The 25133-nt window shown below is 64.4% G+C and carries 25 protein-coding genes, 1 tRNA gene and 1 pseudogene; 11 read left to right on the top strand and 16 right to left on the bottom strand.

The features are described 5' to 3' along the window. Nucleotides 1-53: 53 nt before the first annotated feature. The 11 genes and pseudogenes from P9217_RS09125 to P9217_RS09175 form a co-directional block, all read right to left on the bottom strand. Nucleotides 54-226 (bottom strand): annotated as a pseudogene (locus P9217_RS09125) (sugar phosphate isomerase/epimerase); the annotation flags it as partial. Between the two features lie 131 nt (nucleotides 227-357). Beyond that, on the bottom strand, nucleotides 358-1425 hold the full coding sequence (gene ugpC / locus P9217_RS09130) for a sn-glycerol-3-phosphate ABC transporter ATP-binding protein UgpC (RefSeq protein WP_127243077.1): 1068 nt from the start codon (nucleotides 1423-1425) through the stop codon (nucleotides 358-360). A gap of 3 nt (nucleotides 1426-1428) precedes the next feature. After that, nucleotides 1429-2277: a carbohydrate ABC transporter permease gene (locus P9217_RS09135; RefSeq protein ID WP_067324203.1), complete on the bottom strand. Its 849-nt coding sequence runs from the start codon at nucleotides 2275-2277 to the stop codon at nucleotides 1429-1431. After that, complete coding sequence (locus tag P9217_RS09140; RefSeq protein ID WP_095777012.1) at nucleotides 2277-3200, bottom strand: sugar ABC transporter permease; 924 nt, start codon at nucleotides 3198-3200, stop codon at nucleotides 2277-2279. The genes P9217_RS09135 and P9217_RS09140 overlap by 1 nt, the downstream gene beginning before the upstream one ends. Nucleotides 3201-3475: 275 nt before the next feature. After that, on the bottom strand, nucleotides 3476-4753 hold the full coding sequence (locus P9217_RS09145) for a sugar ABC transporter substrate-binding protein (protein WP_095824418.1): 1278 nt from the start codon (nucleotides 4751-4753) through the stop codon (nucleotides 3476-3478). Between the two features lie 25 nt (nucleotides 4754-4778). Next, nucleotides 4779-5981 (bottom strand): PLP-dependent transferase, encoded by a 1203-nt coding sequence (locus P9217_RS09150; RefSeq protein WP_127239463.1) that lies wholly within the window; start codon nucleotides 5979-5981, stop codon nucleotides 4779-4781. Beyond that, a complete protein-coding gene (locus P9217_RS09155) occupies nucleotides 5978-6709 on the bottom strand; it encodes a FadR/GntR family transcriptional regulator (RefSeq protein ID WP_127239464.1) in 732 nt (243 codons plus the stop codon). Before P9217_RS09155 ends, P9217_RS09150 begins: the two co-directional genes overlap by 4 nt. Before the next feature lie 130 nt (nucleotides 6710-6839). After that, on the bottom strand, nucleotides 6840-7556 hold the full coding sequence (locus P9217_RS09160) for a DUF2161 family putative PD-(D/E)XK-type phosphodiesterase (RefSeq protein ID WP_278086169.1): 717 nt from the start codon (nucleotides 7554-7556) through the stop codon (nucleotides 6840-6842). A 62-nt stretch (nucleotides 7557-7618) separates the two neighbouring features. Then, nucleotides 7619-7969, bottom strand: a complete 351-nt coding sequence (locus P9217_RS09165; RefSeq protein WP_278086168.1) for a hypothetical protein — start codon at nucleotides 7967-7969, stop codon at nucleotides 7619-7621. A 129-nt stretch (nucleotides 7970-8098) separates the two neighbouring features. Beyond that, nucleotides 8099-8174, bottom strand: a tRNA-Ala gene (locus P9217_RS09170). 176 nt (nucleotides 8175-8350) lie between these two features. Then, nucleotides 8351-8746, bottom strand: a complete 396-nt coding sequence (locus P9217_RS09175) for a TIGR02300 family protein (RefSeq protein WP_067003406.1) — start codon at nucleotides 8744-8746, stop codon at nucleotides 8351-8353. 194 nt (nucleotides 8747-8940) lie between these two features. Between P9217_RS09175 and aroA the strand changes: the two genes are divergently transcribed. Both aroA and cmk read left to right on the top strand, forming a co-directional pair. Further along, nucleotides 8941-10299 carry a 3-phosphoshikimate 1-carboxyvinyltransferase gene (aroA, locus tag P9217_RS09180; protein WP_278086167.1) on the top strand — a complete coding sequence of 453 codons (1359 nt, stop codon included), beginning with the start codon at nucleotides 8941-8943 and terminating at the stop codon, nucleotides 10297-10299. A gap of 257 nt (nucleotides 10300-10556) precedes the next feature. Next, nucleotides 10557-11207, top strand: a complete 651-nt coding sequence (cmk, locus tag P9217_RS09185) for a (d)CMP kinase (protein WP_278086166.1) — start codon at nucleotides 10557-10559, stop codon at nucleotides 11205-11207. Nucleotides 11208-11216: 9 nt separating this feature from the next. Here the strand turns inward: cmk and P9217_RS09190 are convergent, their stop codons facing one another. Continuing rightward, a complete protein-coding gene (locus tag P9217_RS09190; protein ID WP_278086165.1) occupies nucleotides 11217-12107 on the bottom strand; it encodes a bile acid:sodium symporter family protein in 891 nt (296 codons plus the stop codon). On the opposite strand from P9217_RS09190, the gene P9217_RS09195 reads away from it, so the two are divergent. Then, nucleotides 12106-12306 carry a hypothetical protein gene (locus P9217_RS09195; protein ID WP_067003398.1) on the top strand — a complete coding sequence of 67 codons (201 nt, stop codon included), beginning with the start codon at nucleotides 12106-12108 and terminating at the stop codon, nucleotides 12304-12306. The two genes, P9217_RS09190 and P9217_RS09195, sit on opposite strands and share 2 nt — an antisense overlap. A 203-nt stretch (nucleotides 12307-12509) precedes the next feature. Continuing rightward, the gene (gene rpsA / locus P9217_RS09200) at nucleotides 12510-14207 is read left to right on the top strand and encodes a 30S ribosomal protein S1 (RefSeq protein ID WP_067003396.1); all 1698 of its coding nucleotides are present in this window, start codon (nucleotides 12510-12512) and stop codon (nucleotides 14205-14207) included. A 77-nt stretch (nucleotides 14208-14284) separates the two neighbouring features. Here rpsA and P9217_RS09205 read toward each other — a convergent pair whose 3' ends face one another. The 4 genes from P9217_RS09205 to P9217_RS09220 all read right to left on the bottom strand — a co-directional run bounded on the left by P9217_RS09205 (nucleotide 14285) and on the right by P9217_RS09220 (nucleotide 18472). Beyond that, nucleotides 14285-14992 (bottom strand): SDR family NAD(P)-dependent oxidoreductase, encoded by a 708-nt coding sequence (locus P9217_RS09205; protein ID WP_067003394.1) that lies wholly within the window; start codon nucleotides 14990-14992, stop codon nucleotides 14285-14287. A gap of 184 nt (nucleotides 14993-15176) precedes the next feature. Further along, entirely contained in the window at nucleotides 15177-16757 is a 1581-nt protein-coding gene (locus tag P9217_RS09210; RefSeq protein WP_278086164.1) for a 5-guanidino-2-oxopentanoate decarboxylase, read from the bottom strand. Between the two features lie 201 nt (nucleotides 16758-16958). Further along, a complete protein-coding gene (locus tag P9217_RS09215) occupies nucleotides 16959-17630 on the bottom strand; it encodes a TetR family transcriptional regulator C-terminal domain-containing protein (RefSeq protein ID WP_278086163.1) in 672 nt (223 codons plus the stop codon). Next, a complete protein-coding gene (locus P9217_RS09220) occupies nucleotides 17600-18472 on the bottom strand; it encodes a dimethylarginine dimethylaminohydrolase family protein (RefSeq protein ID WP_278086162.1) in 873 nt (290 codons plus the stop codon). The genes P9217_RS09215 and P9217_RS09220 overlap by 31 nt, the downstream gene beginning before the upstream one ends. A 211-nt stretch (nucleotides 18473-18683) precedes the next feature. Here P9217_RS09220 and P9217_RS09225 point away from each other — a divergent pair, with 211 nt between their 5' ends. The 7 genes from P9217_RS09225 to P9217_RS09255 all read left to right on the top strand — a co-directional run bounded on the left by P9217_RS09225 (nucleotide 18684) and on the right by P9217_RS09255 (nucleotide 25132). Continuing rightward, entirely contained in the window at nucleotides 18684-19499 is an 816-nt protein-coding gene (locus tag P9217_RS09225) for an ABC transporter ATP-binding protein (protein WP_278086161.1), read from the top strand. A gap of 55 nt (nucleotides 19500-19554) precedes the next feature. Beyond that, the gene (locus tag P9217_RS09230) at nucleotides 19555-20349 is read left to right on the top strand and encodes a transporter substrate-binding domain-containing protein (protein WP_067324186.1); all 795 of its coding nucleotides are present in this window, start codon (nucleotides 19555-19557) and stop codon (nucleotides 20347-20349) included. A gap of 200 nt (nucleotides 20350-20549) precedes the next feature. Further along, nucleotides 20550-21215 carry an ABC transporter permease subunit gene (locus P9217_RS09235; RefSeq protein ID WP_127216003.1) on the top strand — a complete coding sequence of 222 codons (666 nt, stop codon included), beginning with the start codon at nucleotides 20550-20552 and terminating at the stop codon, nucleotides 21213-21215. Further along, complete coding sequence (locus tag P9217_RS09240) at nucleotides 21215-22024, top strand: ABC transporter permease (RefSeq protein WP_278086160.1); 810 nt, start codon at nucleotides 21215-21217, stop codon at nucleotides 22022-22024. The genes P9217_RS09235 and P9217_RS09240 overlap by 1 nt, the downstream gene beginning before the upstream one ends. Nucleotides 22025-22157: 133 nt before the next feature. Further along, nucleotides 22158-23159: an Ldh family oxidoreductase gene (locus tag P9217_RS09245; RefSeq protein WP_067324184.1), complete on the top strand. Its 1002-nt coding sequence runs from the start codon at nucleotides 22158-22160 to the stop codon at nucleotides 23157-23159. A 378-nt stretch (nucleotides 23160-23537) separates the two neighbouring features. Continuing rightward, nucleotides 23538-23990, top strand: coding sequence for a DoxX family protein (locus P9217_RS09250; RefSeq protein WP_278086159.1), 453 nt, complete (start codon nucleotides 23538-23540; stop codon nucleotides 23988-23990). Between the two features lie 158 nt (nucleotides 23991-24148). After that, on the top strand, nucleotides 24149-25132 hold the full coding sequence (locus tag P9217_RS09255; protein ID WP_278086158.1) for a complex I NDUFA9 subunit family protein: 984 nt from the start codon (nucleotides 24149-24151) through the stop codon (nucleotides 25130-25132). The last annotated feature ends 1 nt before the right edge of the window (nucleotide 25133 follow it).

The following is a 25133-nucleotide window of genomic DNA, read 5'->3' on the forward strand; positions in this document are numbered from 1 at the left end:
AGCAGAGCGCGGCTGCCGAAAACCGCAATTCACCTCGCGGCAGTATCGAAGCGTCAGGGCTCTTGCGAGACCGAGTGGAGTTCGGCCTTGCGCCGGGCGGTCTCCAGGCCGACGTCGATGAAGCGGCGCGCATGGCGGGCCAATTCCATGTTGTCGGTCCACAATTGCGCCAGATCGCCGTCTTTCTCAAGAGGTTCTCGCCGACGATCTCGGAGGAGAAGGATTCGCGTCGAGCACGACAGCGCAGGCGGGGCCGGTGCAGGCGTGGCGACGACGCTGGTCTTGTCCGGGATATTGGCCGATCTAGGCGACCTGACCGGCCCGATTACACATTGGACGCCTTCCGCCGGCGCTGACCTATCCGATGCGAGCGCCGCTTGCCGGATCGAACAGATGCAGCGCCGCTGGGTCGGCGGCGAGGCGGACCGCGTCGCCCGGTTTGACATTGCTGCGGCCCATGACGAAGACGCAGATCTGCTGGTTGGCCAGCCTGACATAGAATTGCGTCGACAGGCCGAGCGGCTCGACGACCTCGACCTGACCTTTCAGCGGGCCGTCGTCGGCCAGCCGGATGTGTTCCGGCCGCAGCCCGACGGTCAGCGCATCGCCATCCTTCAGCGGCAATCCGTCCGGCAGCCTCAGCTTCTGGCCGTCGGCCAGCACGGCATCGACCTTGCCGCCCTTGGCGACCTTTGCCGGCAAAAAATTCATGCCGGGCGAGCCGATGAACCCGGCGACGAAAGTGTTGGCGGGACGATCGTAGAGCTCCAGCGGATGGCCGACCTGCTGCACATAGCCGTCATGCATGACGACGATGCGGTCGGCCATGGTCATCGCCTCGACCTGGTCGTGCGTGACATAGACCGAGGTCGTCTTCAGCTGCTGGTGCAGCGCCTTGATCTCGGCGCGCATGTGGACGCGGAGCTTGGCGTCGAGGTTCGACAGCGGCTCGTCGAACAGGAAGACTTTGGGATCGCGCACGATGGCGCGGCCCATGGCGACGCGCTGGCGCTGACCGCCGGAGAGCTGGCGCGGCAGGCGGCCGAGAAACGTCTCCAGACCGAGGCGCTTGGCGGCGGCGCCCACCCTGCTGTCGATCGTCGTCTTCTCGGCCTTCTTCAGCATCAGGCTGAAGCCCATGTTCGAGGAGACGTCCATATGCGGGTAGAGCGCATAGGACTGAAACACCATAGCGATGTCGCGGTCCTTCGGCGCCACATCGTTGACCAGCCGCTCGCCGATTCGGATCTCGCCGCCGGTGACCTCCTCCAGGCCGGCGATCATGCGCAGCAGCGTTGACTTGCCACAGCCGGACGGGCCGACCAGCACGACGAACTCGCCGTCGGCGATCTCGAGATCGACGCCGTGCAGGATGCGCAGCGCTCCATAGTCCTTCTCGACATGTTGCAGGGTGACGGAAGCCATCGATTATCCTTTGACAGCGCCGGCGGTAAGGCCGGTGACGAGATAGCGTTGCAGGAAGGCGAAGAAGATGCAGACCGGGATCAGCGCCAGGATGGAGGCCGCCATCATCTGCCCCCAGTCGACGGCGAACTTGCCGATGAAGGTGAGCAGGCCGACGGCAAAGGTCTTCTGCTCGTCGCTGGAGATCAGCATCAGCGCGAACAGCAATTCGCTCCAAGCGGCGGTGAAGACGAAGCCGAGCGTCGCCCCCATGCCGGGCAAGGTGAGCGGCACGATCACCCGGCGCATGGCCTGGGCGCGCGTGCAGCCGTCGATCATCGCCGCCTCCTCCAGATCCTTCGGAATGCTGTCGAAGAAGGACTGCATGAGGAAGGTGGCGAAGGCGGTGTTGAAGGCGGTGTAGATGATGATCAGCCCGGTCAGGCTGTTGGTCAGGCCGAGATCGCCCATGATGCGGTAGATCGGCGGGATGACCATGACCAACGGGAAAGTCTGGGTCAGCAAGAGCAGGATCGCTAAAGTCGCCTTGCCGCGGAAGGTAAAGCGCGACATCGCATAGCCGGCAAGCGTGGCGATGACCGTGACCAGTGCGGCCGTCGACACCGAGACGATGACGCTGTTCAAGAAGTAGCGCGGGAAGTCGGAAGCCTCCAGCACGGTGTCGAAGTTCTTGAGCGTCATTTCCGATGGCCAGAAGGTTATGCCTTCGGAATAGAGCAGCCGCTCCGGCGTCACAGAGATCTTCAGCGTCCAGAAGATCGGGAACAGCGCGAAGACGACATAGGCGGCGATCGCGGCGTAGAGGCCGATGCCGCCAGCGATGCGCGAGGAGGTGGAGCGGCCGGCAATCATCAGACATGCCTCACAAGCGTGCGGCGGATGGCGATCAGGCCAACCGCATAGGCAATGAGCAGCACCAGCAGCAGCACCGCGACTGCGGACGCATAGCCTTTGTCCAGCGACTTGAAGGCGCTGACATAGATGTAGACCGGCACCGTGCTGGTCGAGCCTGCCGGTCCGCCCTCGGTCATGACGAAGATCAGGTCGGCGAAGGTCGCGATCCAGATGGTGCGCAGCATGACGGTGATGACGATGGTCGGCGCCAGGAACGGCAGCGTCACCTTGGTGAAGCGCTGCCAGGGCGAGGCGCCGTCGATGGCTGCCGCCTCATGCAGTTCCGACGGGATCGACTTCAACGCCGCAAGCAGAGTGATGGCGAAGAAGGGAATGCCGAACCAGATGTTGGCGACGATCGGCCCCCACATAGCTGTGGCCGGATCGGAAAGCACGTTGGTCGGCTCGGCCTTCAGGCCGAGCGCGAAAAGCCAGTGCGGCAGCGGGCCGATGATCGGGTTGAACAGCCAGGCCCAGGTAAGGCCGGAAAGAAAGGACGGCACCGCCCAGGGCAGGAACACCACGGCCTGCACGACCTTGCGGCCATAAAAGGGCTTGTCGAGCAGCAGCGCCAGACCAAGCCCGAGGAAGAACTGGAAGAACAGGCTGGCGGCCGTCCACCAAAGCGTGTTGACCAGCGCCTGGCCGAGCACCGCGTCGGAGAGCATCGCTTGGTACTGGCCGAGCCCGACATATTCCGATTTGAAGGCGGAGAATTTGCGGAAGGAATAGCTGATGCCGATGATCAGCGGCACCAGGAGCACGACGACCAGCAGGACGATAGCCGGCGAAAGATAGAGCCAGGGCTCGATCGCGGCCTTGCTCAGCCGCTTCTTGCGCGGCCGGCCGGTCGATCGGATTTCGGACACTGCGTAGGTCATTCGATTTGGCTCTACGGGTGATGGTGAGGCCAGCGTGGCGACAGCGTCCTTCTCCCCGTTCACGGGGAGAAGACGCCGGTTCACCCTCCGTAGCTGCAGCGCAGCTGCTGCGGAGGAGGGCAGGCAGATGAGGAGCGGAGGCGACTTTCAGGATTCGGCGCTGCCCTCATCCGTCACTTGTCCGTGAATGTCGTTCTCCCAAAACCGCTTCGCACTTTTGGGCGACATTCATCGGGTGACACCTTCTCCCCGCAAGCGGGGAGAAGGAAGAAAGGTCACTTCTTGTTCTTGGCTAGCCAGGCCTGCTGCTCCTTGGTCAGGAACGCCGCCCACTCGTCGGCCACCTGCTTGGCCGGCTTCTGGCCAAGCAGCACTTCCTGGAAGTTCTTGATCGCCACCTGGTCGACGAAGTTGCCGAGGTTTTCCAGATGGGTCGGCGGCGTCACCATTTCATATTTCGAGCTGTCGTTGAGCTCGGTGAACCAGCCCTTGAACTGCTCGGTCTTGAAGTGGGCGTCCTGATCGGCGCCGTTGTGGATCGGGACGACGCCGACTTCCTTGGCCCATTCCAGATTGTCCTTGGGCGACAGCAGCGTCGCCATCAGCTTCCAGGCTTCGTCCTTGTGCTGCGAATTGGCGAACATCGCCCAGCCGGCATAGCCCAGCGTCGGATAGGATTTGCCGCTCGGGCCGACCGGCAGCGGCGCGACCGCAAAGTCGTCGGCGCTCATCTTGTCGGCGATGCCGAGCAGCGCGTCCGGATCCTGGTTGAGCATGGCGCAGGTGCCGGAATAGAAGCCGGTCACCGTCTCGTTGAAGCCCCAGCTCACGGAATCCTTCGGCGCCAGGCCGTTCTTGTACATGTCGGCCAGCATCTGCAGCCCCTTGACCGAGCCCTCCTCGTTGATGGTCGAAGTGCCGTCCTCGGTGAAGTAGCCCCCCTTGCCGTTGGCGATGTTCATGAACATGTGCATGCCGTTGAAGGCGCCGGGCCCGCCGCGCAGGCAATAGCCGTATTTGCCGGGGATGGCGGAGATCTTTTTGGAGAACTCGACGAACTCGTCGAGGTTTTCCGGCGGACGGTCAAGACCCGCTTCCTTGAACAGCTTCTTGTTCCAGAACAGCGCGTTCACATAGTAGCCGTAAGGGATCATGAACTGGGTGTTGTTGACTGTCGAGCCGAACTGCTTGGCCCGGTCGCCGAGCGTCTTGGCGTCGTCCCATTTGGCCATGTAGGGGCCGAGATCCTCGAGCTGGCCGTTGTTGGCATAGAGGCCCATCCAGCGCTCCGGCATCTCGACCACGTCGGGCGTGTCGCCGGCCTGAACCATGGTGAGAAACTTCTCGAACGCCTGGCCCCAGGGCAGCGAGACGAGCTCGACCTTGATCCCGGGATTGGCCTGCTCGAATTCGGCGATCTGCTTCTTCAGGAATTCGGTGCGCGGCGGGCTGGTGATGACCTCGACCATCTTGATGGTGGTGTCGGCCAGCGCGGCCCCGGCGGAAATCGCGAGGCCGGCAGCGGCGGCAAGCAGGATTGTCAGTCTTTTCATGTTCGGAACTCCCATTTTGAACACCTTATTTTTTTGCCTTGTCGAAGGCCTGGGCGATGTCGGCCCAAAGATCCTCGACATTCTCCAATCCGACGTTGAAGCGGATGGTTCGGGGGCTGACGCCGAAGCGCGCCATCGAATTGAGACCCGGCGTCTGCTCGAGCGAGGCCTTGGCGGGCACGACCAGGCTTTCATGGCCGCCCCAGCTGACGCCGATGCGGAACAGCTTCAGCGCGTCGATGAAAGCCGGAATGTCGACATCCTCCGCGACCTCGAAAGAGAACAGCCCGGCATAGCCGGCAAGCGTCTTCTTGCCGGGATGATTGGAGTAGGCGGGATGGTTGACCCGCTCGACCTTGCCATGCGCCTTCAGCCGCTCGGCGAGCGTGAGACCGCTCTTCATATGATGCGGCAACCGCAGCGGCAGCGTGCGCAGGCCGCGCAGCAGAAGCCAGCCCTCGAAAGGCGACAGCTTGCCGCCAAGCGATGAATAGGTCTGCTCGTTAATGTGCTTGATATGCGCGGCCGAGCCCGCCACCACCCCGGCGACGGTGTCGCTGTGGCCGCCGAGATATTTCGAGGCCGAGTGCAGCACCAGATCGACACCATGCGAAATCGGCTTCTGGAAGACGGGCGTCGCCCAGGAATTGTCGATGGTGGTGACGATGCCCTCACCCTTTGCCAGCCGCGTCAGGTGCTCAATGTCCTGCAGCTCGAACATCATCGAGGTCGGGCTTTCGAGGTAGAGCAGCTTGGCGCCGGGAAGTGCTGCCGCCACCGCATCGGGGTCCGAGCCGTCGACATAGTCGACCTTGATTTGCAAGCGCGGGAACAGGCGCTCGAACAGGCGGTAAGCGTCGCCATAGCAGTTGCGTACGGCAACGATCCGCTCGCCGGCGCCGACGAAGGCGAGCACGGTGGCGCTGATAGCCGCCATGCCGCTGGAGAAGCCCCGCGCGGCTTCCGCGCCTTCCAAGGCCGCAACACGCGCCTCGAATTCCATCACCGTTGGGTTGTCGCCGCGCGAATAGATCGGCTGCCTTCTCCTGCCGGCAAAGGTGTCGGCCATGTCGGCGTAATTGTCGAAGGTGAAGAGCGATGTCTGGTAGATCGGCGGCACCACAGCGCCGCCGGGGAACGGATCGTCATGCGCGAGAAGAGTCGCCGCCTCGCCGAGATAGTCGCTGGCCAAAGAAGCCGGGTCGAACCCTGTGGGATGCTCGTTCATTTGCGGTCCAAAAGCTTGAGGTTGGCGGCGCCGCGCTTGAGGTCGTTTTCGACAGTAGCGATGAGCTTCAGCGCTTCGGCCCGGGCTCCCTCCGGGTCGTGCGCGGCGATGCGGTCGAAGATGGTGCGGTGATAGGGAAAGCTGGCATGGCCGAAATCGCGCACGCCGAGCGGATGCTCCCAGAAGCGGTGGAACAGCTCGTGCATGGCGCTGATGATCTGCTCGAACAGCGGATTGCCGGAGGCGCGGTAGACCGACTGGTGGAACTCCCAGTCTTCCTCCGACGACATGCCGGCGCGGCTGTGGAAGGCTTCTTCCATGATGTCGAGCTTGCTTTCGATCTCGGCGACCTCAGCCTTGCCGGCGCGGACGGCGCAAAGAGCGGCGGCCTCGGCCTCCAGCGCGCGGCGGATCTCCAGGGTGCGCATCAGGCCGGCAAAGTCGTTGCCGCCGGCAAGGGTCAGCGGCATGTGCAGCATGTCGGGCGAAACCGCCGCCTTGAGGTAAGTGCCGCTGCCCTGGCGCCGCTCTACGAGGCCCAGCCCCTCCCAGCGGGTGAGTGCCTCGCGAACCGTGTTGCGGCTGACCTTAAGGCGCTCGGCCAGGATGCGCTCGGTCGGCAGTTTTTCACCGGGACCCAACGCCTCCTGCCGCACGAAGCCGGCCAACGCCTTCAGGACCGCATCATCGCGGGCCGTCGTCTGGATCGGCGGGAGAGGGTCGGTCACGCTGGTGAATTCCGAAAGTGGTTCAATGGTCCAACCAATTTCTGCATGAACGAAGAGGTGAGTCAACCACGCATGGTGCGATTCGACGATCTCGATCGGTAGCCGACACTGCGCGAGCGGCGTCAGCCGCTCACGCGCCGAGCTTCGCTCCAAGTTGCTCGACTTGAAACGGAGCGACCTGCGGCGGACCGTCGAGGACCCCTTGCGACTGCAAGGCAGCCTGCCCGAGTTCGGTCAGAGCGTAGATGCCGCGCTCGGCCCTGGCGAACCAGCCATAATAGTTGTGCAGCAGGATGCTGGCCGCGCGGGGGGCAACGAGTTTCAAATCGCGCGGCCGCTTCGGGCCGTCGGCCATGGCGGCGGCGCAGGCAATTGCTTCCTGGCGGTATGCGGTCATGATCGGCTTTTGCCGCGTGCTGCCGCCGATGGACGGATCGCCCTTGCGGCGGTGATGCTCCTCGACCAGCCGCGAGCGCCGCCTCGGGTCGCGCCGCGGCGGCACGGCGGCCGGGCTGAGCAGCAACTCGACCTTGCCTTTCCCATTGACCGCGAGCAGGCCGAAGCCGAGCCGGCGGCAGAGCGCGCGAAAACGTCGATCGTGCTCGCGGCCCTTGCCGCGCGCCGACATCCGCGCGGCGAGCCAGACCTCGTCGCAGGCCGCCGCCCGATCGACGCCTTGCAGAACGAGCTCGAGATTGAACTGCAGCTTCAGCTCGCAGATGACGACCACGGGCGGCTCGCCTTCGCGCAACCCGACGATGTCGCAGCCGCCGACCTCGCCTTTGACGGTGAAGTCGAGGCTCTCGAGGAACCGCTTCACCGGTGCATAGAGGGACGTTTCCTGCATGGGAGAGGCATAGCCGATTCGAGCCCGGCCGACACGGCAGAAGGCGACGCGACCGCCCGCCGCTATTGCTTGGCGAACTGGCCCCTATAGGTCTGGCCGGCAAGCGTGTAGGTGCCGGCCAGCGTTTCGTCAGGCTGCATCGTAAACGTGATGTCTGCGCCGTTCGGCAGGCGTCCAAGCTTTAATGTGTTCCCGGCGATCCTGCCGGCGCCGTCGGCGATCCCCGGCTTGTTGTCGGCCATATCGCCCCACGCGTAGCTGACCGTCACCTGCCCGCCCGGTGAAACGGTCAGCACGGCCAGCTTGCCTTCAAAGGTGCCATCCAGCCGTCCCGCCCAAATGCCTGAAAACGCCGCATATCGGGCGGGGACACTCTTGCCCGGAGGCGTGATCGCCACGGTTTGGTCGAGCACCGCAGTGTCCGGGACAGCGGAAGCCGCGACAGCAGCCGGGGCAGGTTGAGGAGGAGGCGGGGCCTCGGATACCGATTCACAAGCGACAAGCGCCAATGCCGCGAAACCGAGCATCACAGAAAGACTGTTTGGTGGAGCCAATCGGAATCGAACCGACGACCTCTTGAATGCCATTCAAGCGCTCTCCCAACTGAGCTATGGCCCCACTCCCGGCAGTCAGCCGGCGCCGTTTCCGGCGAAGAGATCCGGCGCGGTTGGGCACCGCGCCGTCGTTTAGTGCTGGCGGCTTCTAGCGCCGCCTTCGGTCAAGATCAAGCCTTGAAAAGCCGCTTTTTCGTCACAGGTCAAAATGGCCGGCAAACAATCGCGCCGGGGCCGAAATCAGACCTCGTCCTCGTCGTCGCCGACGCCGATCATATCGGAAACGTCGTCGTCCTCTTCCTCCTCGTCGGCAAGGAAGGTGTCATCGTCATCGTCACCGAGATCGACATCATCCTCGTCGTCGCCGAGATCGGGCAGATCGTCGCCGCCGCCCTTGGTCTCCTCGTCCGCATCTTCGAGCGAGACGATTTCGGCGCCTTCTTCCTCCTCGGAGTCGACTTCCTTGTCGGCGACGTCCTCATCGTCCTCGATCGCGGAAATCTTGCCTTCCTCGAAATAGGAGCGCGGATAGCTCTTGCCGGTGTAGGGCGAGACGATCGGGTCCTTGTTCAGATCGTAGAATTTCCGCCCCGTTTCGGGGTCGACACGTTTTGTGCCAAGTTCAGGTTTTGCCACAGCAAGCCTCGTCAAAAAAAGAATGGTCCCCTTAACCGCAGTTTTCCGCGCTGTCAAAGCCAAAAGCCGGCATCGCAAAACCTTGCATTCGAAGGCCCGCGTGAGGGGATGACCATTGCGGCGCGCCGTGATACGAGACCGCCGCAACACGACGAATTGAGCCGGCCCGCCGGCACCCGCATTTGGAAAAGACAATGTCTCACGCTGCCGCCCCGAAGCCGGCTACGGCCCGCAAATCCCCTGCCCTTGCCGGCACGGCGCGGGTGCCGGGCGACAAGTCGATCTCGCACCGCTCCTTCATGTTCGGCGGCCTGGCTTCCGGCGAGACGCGCATCACCGGCCTGCTGGAAGGCGAGGATGTGATGCGCACGGGCGCCGCCATGAAGGCGATGGGCGCGCATATCGAAAAGAAGGGGGCCGAATGGGTGATCCGCGGCACCGGCAACGGCGCGCTGCTCGAGCCGGAAGGCCCGCTCGATTTCGGCAATGCGGGCACCGGCTCGCGGCTCACCATGGGCCTGGTCGGCACCTACGACATGGAGACGACCTTCATCGGCGACGCCTCGCTCTCCGGCCGGCCGATGGGCCGGGTGCTGGAGCCGCTGCGGCAGATGGGCGTGCAGGTGCTGAAGGCGGCGCCCGGCGACCGCATGCCGATCACGCTGCGCGGCCCGAAACATGCCGCGCCGATAACCTATCGCGTGCCGATGGCGTCCGCCCAGGTGAAGTCGGCGGTGTTGCTTGCCGGGCTCAACACGCCGGGCATCACCACCGTGATCGAGCCGGTGATGACGCGCGATCACACCGAAAAGATGCTGAAAGGCTTCGGCGCCAACCTGACCGTCGAGACCGACGAGCGCGGCGTGCGCCACATCTTCATCGAAGGCCAGGGCAAGCTCACGGGGCAGACCATCGCCGTGCCCGGCGACCCCTCCTCCGCCGGCTTCCCGCTGGTGGCGGCGCTCATCGTGCCGGGTTCCGATATCGTGATCGAGAACGTGCTGATGAACCCGACCCGCACCGGGTTGCTCCTGACATTGCAGGAGATGGGCGGCCGCATCGACATCCTCAACCCCCGCATTGCCGGCGGCGAGGACGTGGCCGACCTGCGCGTGCGCTCCTCCGACCTCAAAGGTGTCGTGGTGCCGCCGGAGCGGGCGCCGTCGATGATCGACGAATATCCGGTGCTGGCGGTTGCCGCTGTTTTCGCCGAAGGCGAGACGCTGATGCAGGGTCTGGAGGAGTTGCGCGTCAAGGAATCCGACCGGTTGTCGGCGGTGGCCAACGGGCTGAAGCTCAACGGCGTCGACTGCAGCGAGGGCGAAGCCTCGCTCGCCGTGCGCGGCAAGCCCGGCGGCAAGGGCCTGGGCGCTCATCCCAACGGGCCGGACACGGCGGTGAAGACGCATCTCGACCACCGCATCGCCATGAGTTTCCTGGTGATGGGGCTGGCGACGGAAAAGCCGGTGACCATCGACGAGGCCAACATGATCGCGACGAGCTTTCCGGAATTCATGGAGCTGATGAAGGGGCTCGGCGCCGAGATCGAGTGACGGGCGATGGGTTGGAGCCGAACCGAGATGCAGGTGGAACAGCACCCCGCTTTTTCCTGCCGGACATCTCCCCCGCAAGGGGGGAGATCAGATGTCGCGCAGGCTTTCGCCAATCTCCGACGCCGGACGGAATGCGCCGGTATCGGAACTGCCAATCTCCCCCCTTGCGGGGGAGATGTCCGGCAGGACAGAGGGGGGTGTGAAGGATCGCGGCGCTTGTCATATTCATCGCGCTCTTCGACTACGTCGGCCGACCCATGACTCACCCCTTCACCATCGCAATCGACGGCCCCGCGGGCGCCGGCAAGGGCACACTCGCTCGCCGGCTCGCCGATCATTACCGGCTGAACCTGCTCGATACCGGCCTCACCTATCGCGCCGTCGCCCATAAGCTGCTCGAGCTCGGTCTGCCGCTCGACAATGTCTCGGCGGCGGAAACCGCGGCACGCCAAGTCGATCTTTCGAACCTCGACCGTACGGTGCTTTCGGCGCATGCGGTAGGCGAGGCCGCCTCAAAGGTCGCCGTCATTCCGTCGGTCCGGCGCATCCTGGTCGACAAGCAACGCGAGTTCGCCAAGGCGCCGCCAGGCGCGGTGCTCGACGGACGCGACATCGGCACGGTCGTGTGTCCCGACGCCGATATCAAGCTCTATGTCACAGCGAGCGCGGAAGTGCGGGCAAGGCGCCGGCTGGCCGAGATCGAAAGCATGGGCGGCAGCGCCGATTTTGCCACGATCCTCGCCGACATCGAGCGCCGCGACGAGCGCGATATGGGCCGTGCCGACTCCCCGCTCAAGCCGGCGGCGGACGCGCACTTGCTCGACACCAGCGACATGGCAGTCGAGGCCGCGTTTCTGGCGGCCATGGCAATCGTTGACCGAGCCATGGCCGCGAAAGACCTCGCCTGAGCTTGGCTATCACGACCGGATCGTGCCTTCGATCGCATGTCTGCCTGACCTGCTCACGACGGCTACGAAAACCGCCGCGGTGACATAGGCAATCAAGGCGTAAAGCGCTGGCGAGATCGCCATTTCGGCATTGTTGAGCAGATATTCGCTAAGCGCCAGGGCTATGACGAACGCGGCGTTGTGGATGGCCGTTGCCATGGTGATGGCGACCGCCTGCCGCCTCTCCAGGCGCAGCAGCGACGGAACGGCGTAGCCGAGCGCCATGCTCACCACGTTGAACGCAAAGGCGGCAAAGCCGACAACAGGTCCCCAGGTCACGATGACCTGCCGCTGATCGACGACGGCAAAAATAACGACCGCCGCAAGAAAAAGCGTCGCCAGTAGCTTGACGGGCCCTTCCAGGCGCTCGGCCAAGGCCGTGTAGCGGTGCCGGACGGCAACTCCGATCGAGACCGGGACAAGCACAACGGCAAAGAACTGCAGGAATTTCTCGATCGGCAGCGGGATGACGTGCCCGGCGCCATAGAAATGCAGCAGCGAAAAATTGGTGATCAATGGCACCGACACCAGCGCCACCATTGAGCTGATCGCCGTCAGCGTCAGGCTGAGCGCCGTATCGCCCTTGGCAAGGTGGGTGAAGAGAACCGCGGACGGGGCGCCGGGACTGGCCGCGAGCAGCATCATGCCGACCGCCATGGCAGGCGGCAAAGCCGAAACCGACACGATGCCGAAGCAAAGGACGGGAAGAACCAGTATCTGCACGATAAGAGCCACCAGGAGGGCCTTCGGTCGCAGCACCACCTGCAAGAAGTCCTGGAGCTTGAGCGACAGGCCAAGCCCCAGCATGATGATGACGAGGGCAACCGGCAGGAAGATGTTGAAAGTGGCGCTTGACTGCATGGTGATGCTCCCCGTGACAATCCATGTCGGCAAAAAAGAACTGCAACCGCGAACGCGTAATCGCAAAAACATTCGGGCGGAGCACGCGCACCGCCGCGACGCGCACTTGCCTGACACCGGCGAAGTGTCTATAGAGACCGCGTTTCTGGCGGCCATGGCTAACCATCAAAGACTGCTGGCCAAGAGAAACAAGGCCTGATCCGGGTTTTCCTCGTGTTTTCCGTTGCCGGAGGCGATGAAAATACCCATATCGGGCACGAACCAGCCTGCCAGCATTCTCTATGCGCCGGACTTGCCGCTTAAGCGGCCGAGGGCTCTTCAGCCCGGAACGCCGGCAGGCTCACGCAACGCTAACCCACGGCGCCCGCTTCGCTTGTTGTGCGAAGCATTCCAGGAGAAACAATGTCAGCTGCAAATCCCACTCGCGATGATTTCGCGAGCATGCTCGAAGAATCATTCACCGCCGGCCATTCCGGCGAGGGCCAGGTTGTCCGGGGCACGATCACCGCGATCGAAAAGGACATGGCCATCATCGATGTCGGCCTCAAGGTCGAAGGCCGCGTGCCGCTGAAGGAATTCGGCGCCAAGGGCAAGGACTCCTCCCTCAAGGTCGGCGACACCGTCGAGGTCTATGTCGAGCGCATCGAGAACGCGCTTGGCGAGGCCATGCTGTCGCGCGAGAAGGCCCGCCGCGAGGAGAGCTGGGTGCGCCTCGAAGAGAAGTTCACCAAGGGTGAGCGCGTCGAAGGCGTCATCTTCAACCAGGTCAAGGGCGGCTTCACCGTCGATCTCGACGGCGCCGTGGCGTTCCTGCCGCGCAGCCAGGTCGACATCCGTCCGATCCGCGACGTCTCGCCGCTGATGCACAACCCGCAGCCCTTCGAGATCCTCAAGATGGATCGCCGCCGCGGCAACATCGTGGTGTCGCGCCGCACCGTGCTCGAGGAGAGCCGCGCCGAACAGCGTTCGGAAATCGTGCAGAACCTCGAGGAAGGCCAGGTGGTCGAGGGCGTGGTCAAGAACATCACCGACTACGGTGCTTTCGTCGACCTCGGCGGCATCGACGGCCTGCTGCATGTCACCGACATGGCATGGCGCCGCGTCAACCATCCGACCGAGATCCTCAACATCGGCCAGACGGTTAAGGTGCAGATCATCCGCATCAACCAGGAAACCCACCGCATCTCGCTCGGCATGAAGCAGCTCGAGAGCGATCCGTGGTCGGATATCGGCACCAAGTTCCCGATCGGCAAGAAGATCAAGGGCACCGTCACCAACATCACCGACTACGGCGCGTTCGTCGAGCTGGAGCCGGGCATCGAGGGCCTTATCCACGTTTCGGAAATGTCGTGGACGAAGAAGAACGTGCATCCCGGCAAGATCCTGTCGACGACGCAGGAAGTCGACGTGGTGGTGCTCGAGGTCGATCCGGCCAAGCGCCGCATCTCGCTCGGTCTCAAGCAAACGCTGGAGAACCCGTGGGAAGCCTTCGCGCGCAACCATCCGGTCGGCAGCCAGGTTGAGGGCGAGGTCAAGAACAAGACCGAGTTCGGCCTGTTCATCGGCCTGGAAGGCGACGTGGACGGCATGGTGCACCTCTCCGACCTCGACTGGACCCGTCCGGGCGAGCAGGTGATCGAAGAGTACAATCGCGGCGACATGGTCAAGGCGCAGGTGCTCGACGTCGACATCGAGAAGGAGCGCATCTCGCTCGGCATCAAGCAGCTGGCCCGCGACACGGTCGGCGAGGCGGCGAGCAGCGGCGAGCTGCGCAAGAACGCCGTCGTCACCTGCGAGGTCACCGCGGTGAAGGATGGTGGTCTGGAAGTGCGGCTGGTCGACAGCGGCCTCGATACCTTCATCAAGCGTTCGGACCTTTCCCGTGACCGCGACGAGCAGCGCCCCGAGCGCTTCACCGTGGGCCAGAAGGTCGACGCCCGCGTCATCGCCTTCGACAAGAAGACCCGCAAGCTGCAGGTCTCGATCAAGGCGCTGGAAATCGCCGAGGAGAAGGAAGCGGTCGCCCAGTACGGCTCGACCGACTCCGGTGCCTCGCTGGGAGACATCCTGGGCGCGGCGCTGAAGAAGCAGGGCAACTAAGCTCCTTCCTCTACCGAAAGCAAAAACCCCGCCGGAGCGATCCGGCGGGGTTTTTCATTGCACTTTGATCTGTGAGCTCAGGCTCGCCCGTAGAGCGGCACCAGCGTGCCGCTCATCGCCTGATTGGCGGGCGAGGCGAGATAGGCGATCGCCTCGGCGGCGGCCTCGAGGCTGACCCATTTGGTGAAATCGGCGTCGGGCATGTCGGCGCGGGTGGCGGGCGTGTCGAGCGTCGAGGGCGCGACCGCATTGACCAGGATGCCCTTGTGCTTCAGCTCCTCGGCCATCGCCTGCGTCATCGCGGCGACCGCCGCCTTGCTCGCGGCGTAGGCGACCATTCCGGCGCCGCGCCTGGGATCAAGCCCGGCGCGCGCGCTGACGTTGACGATGCGCCCCGCGGTGCCCGACGTCAGCATCGAGCGCACCGCGGCGCGGCTGCAAAGGAAGGTGGTCCGGGCATTGGTGTCCATCATCTCGGCAAAGGATGCCGTCTCGATCTTTTCGACCGGCGCCATGGTGAAACCGCCGGCAAGATGGATCGAAGCCCAAAGCTCCGGAACCTGATGGTAGAAGGCCTCGACCTTGGCGGAGTCCGACAGGTCGACATTGTGTGCCAGATGGACGCTGGCGTGAGCCGCGTAGGGAAAATGCGGCGGAGCCGCGGCATGCGCATTGGGCACGTGGCAAATCGCGCCCTGCTCCAGCAACCTGCCGACAACCGCGCCGCCGAGCGCCCCGGTGCCGCCCGTCACCACGACATGCCTGCCGTTAAGCGTTTCCGTCATATTTCGACCGCTCCTGTCGTATTCTTATGGTTATGCCGCCCCAGCCTCGAACGTCGCGCCTTTCGCGTTGTCACTCAATTGAAATATCGACATGGCAGGCGTCCCGTCTTTGCATGCGTCGACACGCAGCCGCGTGACGTGACGCGGGCCGCGTCTCGGCCGGATGGGACGATCGCCAGGAGCCTCAATCGAAGGTGATTTCTATAACCCGCGGCTTGCCGCCCGCCCGCGCGCGCTTCAGCGCACCGGCCAGGTCACCGACCCCTGTTAGCCGCTCGGCTTCGATGCCGTAGGCCTCGGCGAGCTTGCAGAAATCCGGCGGTGCCGGCGACACGCCGACCGGCTCGACGCCGGCATCAAGCATCGAGGTCTCGATCTCGCGATAGCCGCGATTGTTCCAGACGACGAAGATCACCGGCGCCTCGGCGTCGAGCGCCGCGCCGAGCTCCGGCAAGGTGAACTGGAAGCCGCCGTCGCCGGTGAGGCACACGACCGGCGCTTCGGGCACGGCAAGGGCGGCACCGATCGCCGCCGGCGGACCGTAGCCCAGCGCGCCGAAACCGGTCGCGGCATTGAACCAGCCGGCCGGACGGTCGTGGTCGTAATAGAGGTTGGCGGCGTAGATCGGTTGCGTCGAGTCGCCGACGATGATGGCGCCGGGCAGCGCGTCACGGATCGTCTCCACCGCGCGCAGCTGCGCCAGGTAGTCCGGCCGCAGCTCCGCCAGCGCGGCCTCTCGCCCTGCGGCAGCGCGGGCTTCGCCCTCTTTCGCGGCGACATGAGCGGCGCCGAGTGCAGCCAGCAGGGCAGAAAGCGCCTCGGCACAATCGGCGTGGATGCCAACCGTCACCGGACGGCGCGCGAGTTGGTCGGCGCCGATATCGATGCGGATGAGGCTCGGCGGCAGCACGAAGCCGCCATCGCCATAACCGTCATAGTCGGTGGGGCCGAATTCGGTGCCGGCGGCGATCACCAGATCGGCGTCCGCCATCATCGCGCGCACCGCCTTGAGGCTTGGGCTTGCCGGCACCAAGAGCGGGTGGCCATGCAGCAGGCCGCGCGCATTGGCGGTCTCGACCACCGGCGCGCCGAGCGCTTCGGCGAAACGCGTCAGCGCCGCGTCGGCTTTCTTGGCACCGCCACCGGCAAGAATCAGCGGACGGCGAGCCGCCTTGATCAACCTCGCAGCCTCGGCAACAGCCGCCGCGTCCGGAGCGGGCGGCGCGGCGTTGCCGAGCACCGGCGCGAGCCCCTCGGCGGGCTTCACCATGACGTTTGTCGGGATCTCGATGTGAGCCGGACCCGGCCGCGACGAGGAGAAGACGGCGAAGGCTCGGGCGAGCGCACCCGGCAGTTCCTCGGCCTCGGTGACACGCTCAGAAGACAGCGCCACCTTCTCCATCATGCCGCGCTGGTCCGGCAGTTCGTGCAGGAAGCCCAAACCCTTGCCGAGCGTATCGGTGGCATTGACACCGGAGATCACCAGCATCGGCACCGAATCGGCGCGCGCCTGTCCCATCGCGGTGATGGTGTTGGTGAGGCCGGGTCCGGTGATGACGAAAGCCACGCCCGGCCGGCCGCCGGCGCGGGCGTAGCCGTCGGCCATGAAGCCGGCGCCCTGCTCGTGGCGCGGCGTGATGTGGCGGATCTTCGAACGCGCCAGGCCGCGATAAAGCTCGACCGTATGCACGCCCGGAATGCCGAAGACGGTGTCGACGCCATGCGCCTCGAGCAAGGTGATGAGCGCTTCGCCGAGCGTGGTCATTGGTTTTCTCCCTTTGGAGCGGATCACCGTTTAACGGAAACAGTGATCCTCCGCTCTATCTCTTTAGTTTGTTACGCAATCCCGGGCGGGAAACCGCTTCTCACCTTTTCCTGGAATTGCTCCAGACCGTGATGGCGTTTCGTTGAATTGCCATCCCGATCTAACCTTTGTTGAGCATGATCTTTCTCCGAAAACCGGGTCCTACTTTTCGGGATCATGCTTCAGCGGCGCGAGGCCGAGTTCGGCCTCGACAGCCTTGATGCCAATCGCCGCCAACTCGCCGGGCGAGAACATCTCACCGGCCAGGCAGCCTTCGATCCAAAGCCCGTCGATGATCGCATTGATGGCGATGGCATGACGGCGAAGCTGACTTGCGTCCGGTTCGCGCTGTTCGGCGGCGAGCACCTCGGCGACGACCGCTTCCACCTCGTTGCGAAAGCCAAGATAGCCTTCGCGGTGAGCGCGGGCGAGTGTCGGATCCGCGCTCGCACGGCCGATGAACGTCGCCCAGAGCGAAAACACCCGCTGGTCGATGATCGGCGCGCTGAGATTGGCGGTGACGAAAGCTGCAAGGCATTGACGAGGCGACGCCTCTTCCATGACCAATGCCGCTTTCGCCTGCTCGGTCATGCGGCCGACCAGCGCCGTATAGGCCCCCTGCAGCAATTCTTCCTTGCCGGGGAAATAGTGCCGGATCAGGCCGGCGGTGACGCCGGCACGCAATGCGATGGTGCGCAAAGTGGCGCCCTGCAGGCCATATTCCGCCACGCAGTCCAGAGTCGCTTCGATCAGATCCTGCCGCCGCCGCTCCTCGCCCTCGCGACGGAACTTGCGGCGCGCCGTCATCGGCGCAGGATCGGCCGCGTCAGGCATGTCGGCCCGCCTTCGCAGGCGATACAGAGCGCATCCGCCTCGAAAATCTCAACCGTGCAGCCGGCGGCCTCCATCGCGGCTTTGGTCTTGGGAAAGCCCGCAACGGCAATGACCTTGTGCGGGCTGGTCGGCAGCACGTTCAGGCTGAGGCCGTTGGAAGCGGCGAATTCTCCGGCGTCGCCTTCGACCAGCCTGATGCCGCGCGCCTTCAGCATCTGATAGAACGGAGCCGGCAACAGCGGCGAATAGACCAGCGCGAGATCGTCGGCCAGCGGGCTGATCACCGACATCAGATGCAGGCACGCCTCTTCCCCCTGCCACAGCGGCAGATCAAAACCGTAGACGGAAATTCCCAGCGGCGTCAGCAGGTTCGAAACCTGCTGGATGCCTTCCTGGTTGGAGCGGACCCCGCGCCCGATCGCCAGCGTGCGGGCATCCACCCATACGCAATCACCGCCTTCGACCTGGCCAGGAGCCTCGACGCGGCCAAGGATCGGAATGCCCAGCCCTCTGTAGGTTTCCTCATGAAGGGAGGGCTCCCTGGCGCGCAATGGCTTGCCCATGGACAGGATCAGCGCACCGCGGTCGGTCATCAGCGATGGGTCGTGCGTGAACACCGAATCCGAAAGGCCGTCCGCCTTGTCCTCGATCCATTCGATTTCGGCGCCGGAAGCGGCTACCAGTTCAGCAAGGGCCGCGTGCTGCGACGCTGCCTTCGCCGGGTTGAACCCGGGGCCATAGTGCCATTGAGCTCTGTCGGCGTCGCGCATCGCGTTCGCCGCCGACCGCATGAGCACGCGCCGCAGTGGCGCCGCCATGGATTGTGATCCGAAAGCGCTCATCAATGCCCTTTTGAGATGAAAAAAACCGAAAAAATTTCATGAACGGCTATTTATACACTTGCGCAACAAGGTCGCAAGTGCCGTAATGAACGGGATTGACGGGCTCGCGCTGCCGGGTCCATGCTGAAGTGAGGAGCGGGACAGTACAGCGTATGTTGATGAGCCGGATGGACGTTCGACGAACTGCCGTCGCCCCTATAGAGGTTACCCGGTGAGCGCGGTGGAAGCCGCCGCAGTCCCAGCCGACCAAGCGCAGAGCGGCGCCGCCGAAGCCATCCATGTCGAGAACCTGCACAAGAAGTTCGGCCAGTTGCATGTGCTGAAGGGCGTTTCGCTGTCGGCGCGCGACGGCGAGGTGATCGCCATCATCGGCGGCTCGGGCTCCGGCAAGTCGACGCTGCTGCGCTGCATCAACTGCCTGGAAAACCCGACCAGCGGCATCATCCGTGTCAATGGCGAGGAGATCAAGCTGAAGGCCGACAGCCACGGCCATACGGTTCCTGCCGACCGCAAGCAGATCGAGCGCATCCGCTCGAGACTCGGCATGGTGTTCCAAAACTTCAACCTGTGGAGCCACATGACGCTGATCGAGAACGTCATCGAGGTTCCGGTGCACGTGCTCGGCGTCAAGCGCGACGAGGCGATCGCCCAGGCCGAGAAGCTGCTCGCCCGGGTCGGGCTGGCGGAGAAGCGTGACGTCTACCCGGCATTCCTGTCGGGCGGCCAGCAGCAGCGCGCCGCGATCGCCAGGGCGCTGGCGATCAATCCGCGCGTCATGCTGTTCGACGAGCCGACCTCCGCGCTCGATCCGGAACTGGTCGGCGAGGTGCTGAAGGTGATCGGCGACCTGGCGCGCGAGGGGCGCACCATGGTGCTGGTGACGCATGAAATGAAATTCGCCCGCGAGGTCGCGACCCATGTCGTCTACCTCTACAACGGGCTGGTCGAGGAAGAAGGCCCGCCGGAACAGCTGTTCGGCGCGCCGAAATCCGAAAGGCTCAAGCAATTCCTCCGCAATGTCGGCTAGGGCCGGCGTCAAGCGGAGCGAAAACCGGGAACGACAACAAACTGGGAGTCCTGAAATGAAGACTGTTCTCAAGACCTTCGCCGCGGCGCTGCTGTTCGGCGTCGCCGCGATGGGCGTGGCCAAGGCCGATCAGGTCAAGATCGGCGTCGCCGCCGAGCCCTACCCGCCGTTCACCTCGCCGGATGCGACGGGCAAGTGGGTCGGCTGGGAGATCGATTTCATCGACGCCGTCTGCGCCGAGGAGAAGCTCGACTGCGTCATCACGCCCGTTGCCTGGGACGGCATCATTCCGGCGCTCACCACCAAGAAGATCGACCTCATCGTCTCCTCGATGTCGATCACCGACGAGCGCAAGAAGACGATCGACTTCTCGGATAAGTACTACAACACGCCGACAGCAATCATCGGACCGAAGGATCAGAAGTTCGGCGCCACGCCGGACGATCTTAAAGGCAAGGTGATCGGCGTTCAGGTGTCGACCGTGCATGCCGTCTACGCCAAGAAGCACTTCACCGGCGCGCAGGAGATCAAGGAATACCAGACGCAGGACGAGGCCAACAACGATCTCGCCGCCGGCCGTCTCGATGCGGTGCAGGCCGACTCCATCGCGCTCGGCGAATTCCTCAAGACGGACCAGGGCAAGGCCTGCTGCGATCTGAAGGGCATGGTCGCGCCGGACGACGAGGTGCTGGGACCGGGCGTCGGCGCCGGCGTGCGCAAGGAAGACACCGCGCTCAAGGAAAAGATCAACGCCGGCATCAAGGCCATCCGCGCCAACGGTAAGTACGATGAGATCTCGAAGAAATACTTCGACTTCGACATCTATGGCGGCGCCACGCAGTCGAACTGACGCCTCCTTTTGATGTTGGGGGCATGGCCAGCGCCATGCCCCTTGGCCCAAACCTTGCCACGCATGCCCGCCGCTGAACGCTGCGGTCGGCGGCTGCCAGCAATTCGGGGGCGAAGCTGATCAATGCCTTTCTTCCGGCCTCGGCGGCCGGCATCATCGAGCTCCTGTCGCCCGTGCCGCCCGGCTGGGGCGGCACCCTGCTGGTCGGATTGCTGCATTCGATCGAGATCGCCATCGGCGCCACCTGCCTTGGCCTTTTGATCGGCACCGGCGGCGCCTGGGGCAAGCTCTACGGCGGACCGGTGGCGCGCGATCTGCTCGCCGTCTACACCACGGTGGTGCGCGCCGTGCCGGAACTGGTGCTGATCCTGCTGCTCTATTACGCCGGCACCGATCTCATCAATCAGCTGCTGACCGCGATGGGTTACCAGCGCGTCGACATCAGCGGGCTGGCCGCCGGCATCTTTGTCCTTGGCGTCGTGCAGGGCGCCTATTCGACGGAAGTCATCCGCGGCGCCATCCTGTCCATCCCACAAGGCCAGATCGAGGCCGCCCGCGCCTATGGCATGCCGCCCGGCCTGATGTTGAGGCGCATAACATTGCCGGCAATGCTGCCTTTCGCCATTCCCGGCCTTGCCAATCTCTGGCTGATCGCCACCAAGGACACCGCGTTGCTTGCCGTCGTTGGCTTCTTCGAACTGACGCTGGCGACGCGTCAGGCGGCCGGCGTCACCAAGGCCTATCTGGTCTTCTATCTTGCTGCCGGCGCGCTTTATCTGGCGCTGACGCTGTTTTCCAACGTGATCATCGGCCGCGTCGAGGCCTGGTCGCGGCGCGGCATGCCTTCCGTCAAGGAGGCGCGCTGATGTCGGCCGAAGCGACCGCGATCAACATGGCGGCGCGTGCCTCGCTCTGGCTGAAGCCGCACCGCATCGTGCTGATCCTAATCGCGCTGGGATTGGTCCTCTGCGCGGCCTTCTTCATGCGCTGGGACTGGCTGCCGCAATATTGGCAGATGGGGCTGCTCGGCATCTGGCGGTCGCTGTGGATCCTCGTCGTGACCTGCGCGCTGGGCTTTATACTGGCCGTACCGCTTGGGCTGGCGCAGGCCGGTGGGCCGTTCTGGCTCGCCGCACCGGCCAAGATCTTCTGCACCATCATTCGCGGCACGCCGCTGCTGCTGCAGCTCTGGCTGCTCTACTACGGGCTTGGATCGCTTTTTCCGCAATATCCATGGATTCGCGAGTCCTGGATGTGGCCCTATCTCAGGCAAGCCTGGCCCTACGGCGTGTTGGCGTTGACCTTGTCATTTGCCGGCTATGAAGGCGAGGTGATGCGCGGCGCCTTCGCCGGCGTGCCGAAAGGGCAGCTGGAAGCCGCGCGCGCCTTCGGCATGAGCCGCTTCAAGATCTTCCGCCGCATCTGGCTGCCGCAGGCCTTCTTCCGTGCGCTGCCGACACTGACCGGCGAAACCGTGCTGCAGCTCAAGTCGACGCCGCTGGTGGCGACGATCAGCGTCATCGATATCTTCGCCGTCTCGTCCAAGGTGCGGCAGGACACTTATCTCACCTACGAGCCCTTGCTGCTGCTGGCGCTGATCTACATGACCATCACCGGCATCCTGGTTGTCATCTTCAGCCGCATCGAGGCCCGGATTCCGGTCAAGATCGGTTAGTAGGGGAATAGGGGAATAGGGGAGTGTTCAGCCACGATCCGCGTTCACATTTCCATCCCCATTCGCTATTTGCTCCACAATTTCCCCCTACTCCCTTATTCCCTTACTCCCCTACTTCCTCAGGACGGCTCCGATGCAACTCACTCTCGACCAGGCAACAGGGCTGTGCCGCATGGCGGCGCTCGGCGCCGGCGCCAATGAAGAAGTGACGCAGTCGCTGGTTGCCTCGATCATCGCCGCGCAAGCAGAAGGCCTGTCGGCGGTCGGCCTGTCGCATTTCATCGACTATCTGGAAGCCATCGAGGACGGCCGCATCGACGGCGATGCCGATCCGGTCGTCACCCGGCCGGCGCTGGCCGTCTACCTCTCCGACGCGCGCGGCGGGCTTGCCCATACCGGCTTCGACCGCACTATCGATGACCTCGTCAAGGCGGCGAGGCTGTTCGGCGTCGCCATCTTCTCGCAAAGGAACGCCTATACCTGCGGCGCGCTCGGCTATTTCACCGGACGGCTGGCAGCGCAGGGGCTGGTCTCGTTCGCCGCCACCAACGGGCCGGCGGTGCTTGCAGGCTCGGGCTCGGTCAAGCCGGTCTACTGCACCAACCCGATGTCCTTTGCCGCGCCTGCCGCGGACGGGCCGCCGTTGGTGATCGACCAATCGTCGAGCGCCACCGCCTTCGTCAACATCCGCAAGGCGGCGGAAGACGGAAGGAAGATCCCCGAGGGCTGGGCACTCGATGCCAGCGGCAACCCGACCACCGATCCGGCGGCGGCGATGAAGGGCGCGATGCTCGCCTTCGGCGGCCAGCGCGGCGCCAACATCGCGCTTATGGTCGAGGTGCTGGCGGCGGGGATTTCCGGCGCCAACTGGTCGCTCGACGCACCCTGGTTCTCAGGCGGGCCGGACAGCCCCGGAACCGGGCTCTTCGTGCTCGCTATCGAGCCCAAATTGGTCGACCCGGATTTTGAACAGCGCATGAAGGACCAGCTTGACCGGCTGCGGCGGCGCTACGGCGTGCACATCCCCGGCCGCGCCCGGGCAGAGGCCGCTGAAAAGGCGACGGCGCGTGGAGTCGATATCCCGAAGGCGGTCGTGCAGCGCATTTCCGAATTCGCCGAACGCTACTCGGCCTGATCGGGGCATCGCCCGGCAACAAGGCGCGCATTTGCTTCGCGCCCTTTGAACCTTTCTTAGCCCGGCAGCGACCCATCAGCGGCACCCCACATCGCAAGCCGCAAAAGGGTGGCTTGGGTCGCGGCTTGCGATTGGCGGCCGTCGCGCCGGGCGTCCAGGTCCGGGGCGGGCGTGCTTGCTTCACGCCGCCTTGATACGGTCTCAGGTCAAGCCGCCTCGTTGGACCCTGTTTCGGTGCGCTCACTGCCCGGAAACCCCGCTTCGGCGGGATTTTCTGTTTCTCACTGCGGCAATAAAACATGCGAAAGTTCGTCAGGTTTATCCTATTTGACGGAGTGGACGCCTTTGCGTCCGTCAAATCAGCAAAAAGGAGACCGCATGTTCGCCAGCACCGACACGTCCAGACCAAGGCTTATCGTTCCGGCCCTAGGCGGACTCTATGCGACGCTGAACAATGCGGCCGAAACGCTGTTGCGCGCCGTTGCCGGGGCCTTCCTCGCCATTCATGGCTCGCAGAAGATCGTCAATCCGTTTGGCGCCACGAAAATGGTCGAAGGTCTGGGCTTCTATCCTGGCGTCTTCTGGTCGCCGCTGCTCGCCTGCACCGAATTCTTCGGCGGCATTTTGATTGCCATCGGCCTCGTCACCCGCCCGGCCGCTTTCGCCGGCTTGATCGTGCTTCTGGTCACGGTATGGTTCCACTGGGTCACCATGGGCCAGGGCTTTTCGGGCGCGGAAAAATCGCTGCTCTGGGCGGCAATCCTCGCCTTCTTCGTCATCCGCGGCGGCAACCGGCATTCGCTCGACGCGCGCATCGGCCGGGCGTTCTGAGCGGCTTTTACCCTGACGCAATTCGGCACGGAAAACCGCTCCACACTTTCCTGGAATTACTCAAAAACAAGGCGGCGGCGACCTCCGGTCGCTCTTTGCCTTTGACGCGAAACGGATTAAGAAGCGGCTCAGCCAAGCTTTTGCGCGCGGAGCCAGCCATGACCGAAATCCTGCAGACCCCCAAGCTCGTCGTCGTGTTCGGCGGCTCGGGATTCGTCGGCCGTCATGTCGTTCGCGCGCTCGCCAAGCGCGGCTATCGCATCCGGGTCGCCTGCCGGCGACCCGACCTTGCCGGCCATGTGCAGCCGCTCGGCAATGTCGGCCAGATCCAGCCGGTGCAGGCCAATGTGCGCGTGCGCTGGTCGGTCGACCGCGCCGTTCAGGGCGCCGACCACGTCGTCAACCTCGTCGCCATACTGCATGAGAGCGGCCGGCAGAAATTCGGCTCCGTGCACGAGTTCGGCGCGCGCGCCGTCGCCGAGGCCGCGCGATCGGTCGGCGCCGGCCTCACCCATATATCGGCGCTCGGCGCCGACCTCAACTCGCCGTCGGGATATGCCCGCACCAAGGCTCTCGGCGAGAAAGCAGTGTTCGAGACGGTGCCCGACGCCGTCGTCTTGCGGCCCTCGATCAATTTCGGACCCGAGGACGCCTTCTTCAACCGCTTCGCCAACATGGCGCGCTTCTCGCCCGTGCTGCCGCTGATCGGCGGCGGGGAGACGAAATTCCAGCCGATCTATGTCGGCGACGTCGCCGAGGCGGTGGCACGCTCGGTCGACGGCAAGGTCGAGCGTGGCCAGACCTATGAGCTCGGCGGCCCGCAGGTGTTGACCTTCAAGGAATGCATGCAGGAGCTGCTCGCCGTTATCGACCGCAGACGCCTCCTGGTGCCGGTGCCGTGGTGGGTGGCCAATATCCAAGCCTCGATCCTGCAGCTGTTGCCCAATCCGCTGCTGACCAAGGACCAGGTGCTGCAGCTGCGCGAGCACAACGTCGTCTCCGAAGCCGCCGCCCAGGCGAACAGAACGATCAATGGCCTCGGCATCCAGCCGCAGGCGATCGCCGCGATCCTGCCGAGCTATCTCTGGCGCTTCCGCGCCGCCGGCCAGTTCCAGCAGCGCCGGCCGATCGCCGACCGGTAGA

This window comes from Mesorhizobium sp. WSM4989 (genome assembly GCF_029625795.1).
Lineage (GTDB): Bacteria > Pseudomonadota > Alphaproteobacteria > Rhizobiales > Rhizobiaceae > Mesorhizobium.